At 70.3% G+C, this 7,054-nt stretch carries 7 protein-coding genes; all 7 read right to left on the bottom strand.

Features of this window, described 5'->3' with window-relative positions:
• On the bottom strand, nt 1-153 hold a 153-nt coding region (locus CCN35_RS29415; RefSeq protein ID WP_245863144.1), incomplete at its 3' end, for a TerD family protein.
• Between the two features lie 316 nt (nt 154-469).
• Complete coding sequence (locus CCN35_RS13370) at nt 470-1,459, bottom strand: zinc-dependent alcohol dehydrogenase family protein (protein ID WP_086792794.1); 990 nt, start codon at nt 1,457-1,459, stop codon at nt 470-472.
• Nucleotides 1,456-2,319 (bottom strand): carbohydrate ABC transporter permease, encoded by an 864-nt coding sequence (locus CCN35_RS13375; protein WP_067390535.1) that lies wholly within the window; start codon nt 2,317-2,319, stop codon nt 1,456-1,458. The genes CCN35_RS13370 and CCN35_RS13375 overlap by 4 nt, the downstream gene beginning before the upstream one ends.
• A complete protein-coding gene (locus CCN35_RS13380) occupies nt 2,319-3,263 on the bottom strand; it encodes a carbohydrate ABC transporter permease (protein WP_067390537.1) in 945 nt (314 codons plus the stop codon). The genes CCN35_RS13375 and CCN35_RS13380 overlap by 1 nt, the downstream gene beginning before the upstream one ends.
• Complete coding sequence (locus tag CCN35_RS13385; RefSeq protein ID WP_067390540.1) at nt 3,260-4,633, bottom strand: ABC transporter substrate-binding protein; 1,374 nt, start codon at nt 4,631-4,633, stop codon at nt 3,260-3,262. Before CCN35_RS13385 ends, CCN35_RS13380 begins: the two co-directional genes overlap by 4 nt.
• Nucleotides 4,634-4,742: 109 nt before the next feature.
• Nucleotides 4,743-5,513, bottom strand: a complete 771-nt coding sequence (locus CCN35_RS13390) for a DeoR/GlpR family DNA-binding transcription regulator (RefSeq protein WP_067390543.1) — start codon at nt 5,511-5,513, stop codon at nt 4,743-4,745.
• Between the two features lie 452 nt (nt 5,514-5,965).
• Complete coding sequence (locus tag CCN35_RS13395) at nt 5,966-6,787, bottom strand: NAD-dependent epimerase/dehydratase family protein (protein ID WP_425444291.1); 822 nt, start codon at nt 6,785-6,787, stop codon at nt 5,966-5,968.
• Nucleotides 6,788-7,054: the final 267 nt, after the last annotated feature.

Below are 7,054 nucleotides of genomic sequence, written 5' to 3' on the forward strand. Positions count from 1 at the left end.
CTGGTTGTAGAAGACGAAGTCGTCGTCCGAACGCACCTTGCCCGCGCCGGTGAGCAACAGGCCCGAGACGTCGAGCCGCACCGGAGCGGAGACGTCCACCGTGACACGCGTGGCGGCCAGAGGGATGTTCGAGCCAGGGGTCATAACTGTCATGTGGGAGGTAACGAGCCATCGTGCTTTGCCGTTCCCTTACCCGGCGAACGGGTGACATGTTCCACGTCCCGCCGGCCCCGGGGCCCGTCGTCACCCCCGCCGGCCCTTCGGAGGGGCGGGCCGCGCACGGCGCCGAGGAGCGCCCCTGTCCGCAAAGGAGAACGGGAGCGCGGGAAGCGGCGCCGGTGAGGACGAAGGCCGCCCGCGCGGCACCGGGCGTGTACCGGACGTGCGCGGGCGGCCTGTCCCCCGCCGCCAGGCCGGGGAGTGGAGCGGCGGACGGGGAGGCGAGGGCAGGAGGACGGGGCGGCAGGAGCTACGGCACCACGACGATCTTCCGCCCCACTCCGGAGGCGAACTGCTCCAGCGCCTGGGGGTACTGCTCCAGGGGGATGCGGTCGCTGATGAAGACCTCGGGATCCAGCACCCCGTTCGCGAACAGCTCGGCCGCCCGTTCGTAGCTGTGGAGGACGGCCATGGAGCCGGTGATGGTGATCTCCTGGTTGTAGATGCGGTACGGGTCGATCGTCACACGCGTCGCGTAGTCGGCCACACCGAACTGCAGGAACGTACCGGCTTTCGCCACGCGCCCCAGGCCGTCCTGGATCGCCGCCGCGTTGCCCGTGGCGTCGATGACCACGTCCCAGCCCTGCGGGCGGTCCAGTTCGTCCGCGTTCGCGGCGGCGGCGGAGACACCCAGCCGGACGGCCGTCTCCAGGCGGGCCGGGTTGACGTCCACCACGTCCACGCTCGCCGCGCCCGTGCGCTTGGCCAGTTCCAGCATCATCAGGCCCATGGTCCCCGACCCGTAGATCAGCACATGGGCGCCGAGGCGGGACTGCAGGATGTCGTAGCCGCGGACCGCGCAGGACAGGGGCTCGATCAGGGCCGCGTCCTGGGTGCGGACGTGCTCGGGGAGCTTGACGCAGTTCGCCACCGGCGCCACCGCGTACTGCGCGGCACCGCCGGCCGTGGTGACACCGATCGCCGCCCAGCGTTCGCAGAGGTTGTTGTGGCCCATGCGGCAGTAGCGGCACTCGTGGCAGTACAGCGAGGGGTCCACCGCGACCCGGTCGCCGACCGACACCTCCGTGACCTCGGTGCCGACGCCGACCACCTCGCCCGCGAACTCGTGCCCCGGCACGACCGGCAGTCTGGGGGCGAACTCGCCCTGGAGGATGTGCAGGTCGGTGCCGCACAGGCCGCAGGCGGCGACCTCGACGACGACTTCTCGTGGCCCTGGCGCCGGGTCCGGGACCTCGGCGACGACGGCCTTGCCCACGGACTCGATGACGGCGGCCTTCATTTCACGGCTCCCAACGACAGGCCCTGGACCAGTTTGTCCTGGGCGGCGAACCCTGCGGCGAGCACCGGCAGGGAGATGACGAGTGACGCGGCGCACACCTTGGCCAGGAACAGGCCCTGGCTGGTGATGAAGGTGGTGAGGAAGACGGGGGCGGTCTCGGCGACCACGCCCGTGAGGACCCGCGCGAACATCAGCTCGTTCCAGCTGAAGATGAAACAGATCAGGGCGGTCGCCGCGATGCCGGGCAGGGCGATCGGGGCGATCACGCGTCCCAGCACGGTCGGCAGCCGGGCGCCGTCGAGCTGGGCGGCCTCGATGATCGCGACCGGGACCTCGGACAGGAACGACTGCATCATCCAGACCGCGATCGGCAGATTCATGGCCGTGTAGAGGACGACCAGGGTCCAGACGTTGTCGAGCAGACCGGCGTTCTTCGCGAACAGATAGATCGGCAGCAGCGCGGCCACCAGCGGCAGCATCTTGGTGGACAGGAAGAAGAACAGGACGTCGGTCCACTTCTTCACCGGCCGGATGGACAGCGCGTACGCGGCGGGCAGCGCCAGAAGGAGGGTCAGCAGGGTGGAGACCAGCGAGGCGGTCAGGGAGTTGAGCAGCGCGGGCCAGGGGGCGGCACCGCCGGTCAGCCCGAAGAACTCGCGGTAGCCCTCCAGGGTCAGCGCGGCGGCCACGGACGGCGGGTTGGTCGCCGCGTCCGCCTCGGAGTGGAAGGACGTCAGCGCCATCCAGAGGATGGGCAGCACGAACACGAGTCCGACCAGCCAGGTGACGACGCCCAGGACGGCTCCCCGGAGCCGGCCGGGCCGGCTCCGCCGCGGGGCGGTGGTGGCGACGGAGGCCATCAGCGGGACACCTCCTCACGGAACAGCGACGACACCACGCGCAGGGCGAAGGTCGCCAGGACGATCGAGCCGATCACGACGATGACGCCGGCCGCGGAGGCGAGACCGTTCTCATGCGCCTGGTAGAAGGTCTGGTAGATCGTGTACGGCAGGTTCGCGGTGCCCAGACCGCCGGAGGTGAGGGTGAACACCGCGTCGAAGTTCTGCACGATGTAGATCGAGCCGAGCAGCAGGCCGAGTTCGATGTAGCGGCGCAGATGCGGCAGCGTGATGTGCACGAACACCTGCCAGTCGCTCGCCCCGTCCATCCTGGCCGCCTCGATCAGCTGCGGATCGCGGCTCTGCAGTCCGGCCAGCAGGATCAGCATCATGAACGGGGTCCACTGCCAGATCAGCGAGGCCTCCACCGCCATCAGCGGCATCTCGGAGATCCAGTCCGGCTGGATCGCCCCCTCCCCGCCGATGGCGTGCAGGATGCCGTTGAACAGCCCGTACTCCGGGTTGAACAGCAGGTGCTTCCACATCAGCGCGGCGGCGATCGGCACCAGCAGGAACGGGGCGATGAGCATGGTGCGCACGGCGGCCCGGCCGCGGAAGCGGCGGTCCAGCAGCAGCGCCAGCACCAGACCGAGCAACAGGCTGACCAGCACCACGGTGACGGTCAGCAGGATGGTCGTCCACACCGACTTGCGCAGGGCGGGATCGCTCAGCACCTCGACGTAGTTGGCGAATCCGGCGAAGCGCCGCTCGTCGGGGTAGAGGGCGTTCCAGTCCAGGAACGAGATCACCAAAGTGGCCACGAAGGGCAGCTGGGTGACGACGATCATGAAGATCAGCGCCGGCAGCAGGGGAGCCCGGGTGGCCCAGGCGCGCATGCGGTTCGGCCGCTGGGCCGCCGCCCGTCCGGGGACGGCGGCGACCCGGGCCTCGGTCATCAGGGTCATGATGTCTTGTACTTCTCGGCGACGGCCTCGGCGAGCTTCTGGGACTTCTTCAGGGCGCTGTCCACCGACTGCCGTCCGGCGATGGCGGCGCTGATCTCCTGGGAGACCTTGGTGCCCAGGTCGGTGAACTCGGGGATGCCGACGAACTGGATGCCGGGCGCGGGCCGGGGCTGCACACCCGGGTTCTCCGGCCTGGCGCTCGCGATGGCCTCCCGGGTGACGTCCGCGAACGCGGCGGCCTCGGCGCGGTACTCCGGGATGTCGTAGGTGGAGGTACGCTTGCCGGCCGGCACATTGGCCCAGCCGACCTTCTCGCCGACGAGCTTCTCGTACTCCTTGCCGGAGGCCCAGGAGATGAACTTCCAGGCGTTCTCGGCGTTCTTGGACGCCTTCTGGATGCCCCACGCCCAGGTGTAGAGCCAGCCCGAGCTCTCGGTCCTCTCCACGGGGGCCGGGACGTAGCCGATCTTGCCCTTGACCGGGGAGCCGTCGGCCTCCAGGGAGCCGGCTCCGGCGGTGGCGTCGTACCACATGGCCGTCTTGCCCTGGGTCATGTTGTTCAGGCACTCCGCGTAGCCGGACTGGGCGGCGCCGGCCTGGCCGTGCTTGCGCACCAGATCGACGTAGAACTTCGTGGCCTGCTTGAACTCCTTGGAGTCCAGCCGCGGCGTCCAGTCCTTCTCGAACCAGGTGCCGCCGAAGGTGTTGACCACCGTGGTCAGCGGCGCCATCACCTCGCCCCAGCCGGGCAGCCCGCGCAGGCAGATGCCCTTCATGCCGGGCTCGGCCCCGTCCACCTTCGCGGCCAGCTCGGCGACCTGCTTCCAGGTCGGCTTGGCCGGCATCTTCAGGCCCTTCTTCTCCAGGACGTCCTTGCGGTACATCAGGAAGGAGGACTCGCCGTAGAACGGTTCGCCGTACAGCTTGCCGTCCTCCGCGGTGAGCGCCCGGGTCATCGGCGGAAGGACGTCGTCCTGGTCGAAGGCGGTGTCCTTCTCGACGTAGGAGTCCAGGGCGTGCAGCCACCCGTTCTTGGCGTAGATCGGGATCTCGTAGTTGCTCAGGGTGGCGACGTCGTACTGCCCGGCCTGGTTGGCGAAGTCCTGGCTGATCTTGTCGCGGACGTCGTTCTCCGGCAGGACGGTGAAGTTCACCTTGATGCCGGTCTTCTTGGTGAAGTGCTCGGCGGTCAGCTTCTGCAGGTCGACCATCTGGGGGTTGTTCACCATCAGGACGTTGATGGAGCCGCTTTCGCCGGCGGATCCTCCGGACCCGCCGGCCCCCGAGCAGGCGGCGAGCGGAGCAAGCAGCGTCCCTACCGCTGCCACGGCGAAGAGCGTCCGTGACGAGCGTCGGCTCTGGGTGCGCATGGGGTACTCCAGAATATGTCGGTGTTTATGGGGACTTGAGAGGGCGAGGGTGTTCTCTGGGACGGGGAGGAAGGCAAGGTTCTACGGGGGTACGGAGGGTGTGCGGTCGTCAGACCCGGATGACCTGTGGTCCGAGCAAGGAGTAGCGATGGGCCTCGGCGGCCGGAAGCAAGGTGCTCGTCACGATCGCCTCCAGTGAGCCGACCTCGGCGAACCGGCAGAAGCTGACCGCTCCGAACTTGGTGTGGACGCCCGCGAACACCACGCGCCGCGCGGCCCGGACCGCCTGCGCCTTGACCTCGCTGACCGCCGGGTCGGGCGTGGTCAGACCGTGTTCACGGGAGATGCCGTTGGCGCCGATGAACGCCAGGTCGAGGACGAAGCCGGAGAGCATCTTCGTCGTCCAGTGGTCGACGGTGGCGAGCGTGCCCGCGCGGACCCGGCCGCCGAGCAGCAGCACGGAGACGTTCCCGGCCTCGGCAAGAGCCCCGGCGACCGGCAGGGAGGCGGTGACCACGGTCAGCGGTCGGTCCCGGGGCAGGGCCTTGGCGATGAGCTGGGGGGTGAATCCCTCGTCGATGAAGACCGTCTCGGCGTCCCCGAGCAGTCCGGCGGCGGCTGCCGCCACCCGGCGCTTCTCGGGCACATGGAGGGTGGAGCGGAGGGCGAGGGTCGTCTCGAAGCCGGCGCTCTCCACGGGGTAGGCGCCGCCATGGGTGCGGCGCACCAGACCGTGGTTCTCCAGGGCGCGCAGATCCCGCCGGATGGTCTCCTTGGCCACACCCAGCTTGGAGGCGAGCGCGGTGACGTCGACCGAGCCGGTGGCACGTGCCAACCGCACGATCTCGCGCTGGCGCTCCTCGGCCGTCCCGTGGCTCATGGGTCGACCACCTGCTTCCTGATCTTGCTGCCCGTTCGGGCCCGGTGCGGCCCTCGCAGGAAGTTCTACAGCGGGTCCGCGGTTCTGACCAGGCTTGTTATATGTTCGTTCCTGCCCGTTTATGCCCGATCGGGTGGGGCGATGCCCGCCTCGGACCTGCGCGGAAGCGCTCCGGGGCGTGAGAACGGGCGGCGCAGATGCCCGAATGCGGTGGTGAACCGGCCCGTTCGATGCCCGCCCTCCGGTGCGGGCGGCGATTTTCCGCCGGGGAAAGGCCGGAGGAAGGGCGCGGGAAGAACAACGGGGGAAGAGCGCGGGAGGACGCGGGGAAACGCGGAGGAACGCAGGGGCACCCGAGGGGTACCCGAGGGGAGCGCCGGGGAGCACCGGGGAAGCGCGAGGGACGCGGGAGGGACGCGGCCCCGCTGTGCCGTCCGGCGTGCGGTGCCGCGTCAGTGCGGCCAGACCGGCGGGTCGGTGACGAAGGGGCCGCCGATGCACCGGTGCGCCGGATTGTCCGGGTCCAGCTCGCCCTGCTCGGCGATCAGCTTCCCGGCGTACTGCTCGGAGTCGTCCTGCGGCTCGTAGCCGAGCGCCCGCGCACTGCTCAGATCCAGCCACAGCCGGGTGTTGGCGGAGGCGCCGTGGACGACGGTGTGGCCGACGTTCTCGGCGGTCAGGGCCGCGTGGAACAGGCGTGCGGCGTCGGCGGGGCTCAGCCACAGCGAGAGCATCCGCACGCTGTCCGGCTCGGGGACGCAGGAGCCGATGCGCACCGAGACCGTCTCCAGCCCGTGCCTGTCCCAGTAGAGCTGGGCGAGGTCCTCGCCGAAGGACTTGGACAGGCCGTAGAAGGTGTCCGGGCGGCGCGGGATGCCGACCGGGACGGGCGGCTCACCGGGGGCGGGGGCCGGGGTGTGACCGACGACATGGTTGGACGAGGCGAAGACGATCCGGCGGACGCCCTCCTCGCGGGCCGCCTCGTACACGTGGTACGTGCCCTCGATGTTGGCCTTGAGGATCTTCTCGAAGGACGACTCCAGGGAGATGCCCGCGAGGTGGATGATCGCGTCGACGCCCCGGACGGCCTCGCGCAGGGCGTCCCGGTCGGCGNNGGCCGGCGGCGCCGGTGAGCAGAACGGTGCGGGGAGCGGGCATCCTCGGTCTCCTGGTTCTCCGGTTCTCCGGTGCTCCGCGGTGTTCCGCGGCGCTCTTCGGCGCGGGGGACTCCCGCCGGGGCCGCATGCGTGGGCGTCCTTCACCTGCGTGGGCACGCTAGGAACGGCGGCAACACCCCGTCAAGGGGGCCGCGAAGCGATGAAGTCCCTTGGCGCGGCGGCGATTTGTGTGCTCGACCCCTCCGCGCGGGGGCCTTGGCGCGACCGGACCCGGACAGGCGGGCGCCGATCGGAGACGTGCGCTGCCGTGCGTCCCCGTCCGCCCCGTCCGCCACCCCTGGGACGTCAACGGCGGTCCCGGGCGCCGGGCCGTCCGGCCGCGCTCGGTCCGCGGCGGGCGACGCCCGCCGCCCGTGCCCGCCC

The organism is Streptomyces thermovulgaris, from assembly GCF_002155915.1.
In the GTDB taxonomy this organism is placed as follows: Bacteria; Actinomycetota; Actinomycetes; order Streptomycetales; family Streptomycetaceae; genus Streptomyces; species Streptomyces thermovulgaris.

Excerpts from the sequence above, each read along its gene's own strand:
- CCN35_RS13370 (WP_086792794.1), bottom strand. The coding sequence starts at position 1,459 with ATGAAGGCCGCCGTCATCGAGTCCGTGGGCAAGGCCGTCGTCGCCGAG.
- CCN35_RS13375 (WP_067390535.1), bottom strand. The coding sequence starts at position 2,319 with ATGGCCTCCGTCGCCACCACCGCCCCGCGGCGGAGCCGGCCCGGCCGG.
- CCN35_RS13380 (WP_067390537.1), bottom strand. The coding sequence starts at position 3,263 with ATGACCCTGATGACCGAGGCCCGGGTCGCCGCCGTCCCCGGACGGGCG.
- CCN35_RS13385 (WP_067390540.1), bottom strand. The coding sequence starts at position 4,633 with ATGCGCACCCAGAGCCGACGCTCGTCACGGACGCTCTTCGCCGTGGCA.
- CCN35_RS13390 (WP_067390543.1), bottom strand. The coding sequence starts at position 5,513 with ATGAGCCACGGGACGGCCGAGGAGCGCCAGCGCGAGATCGTGCGGTTG.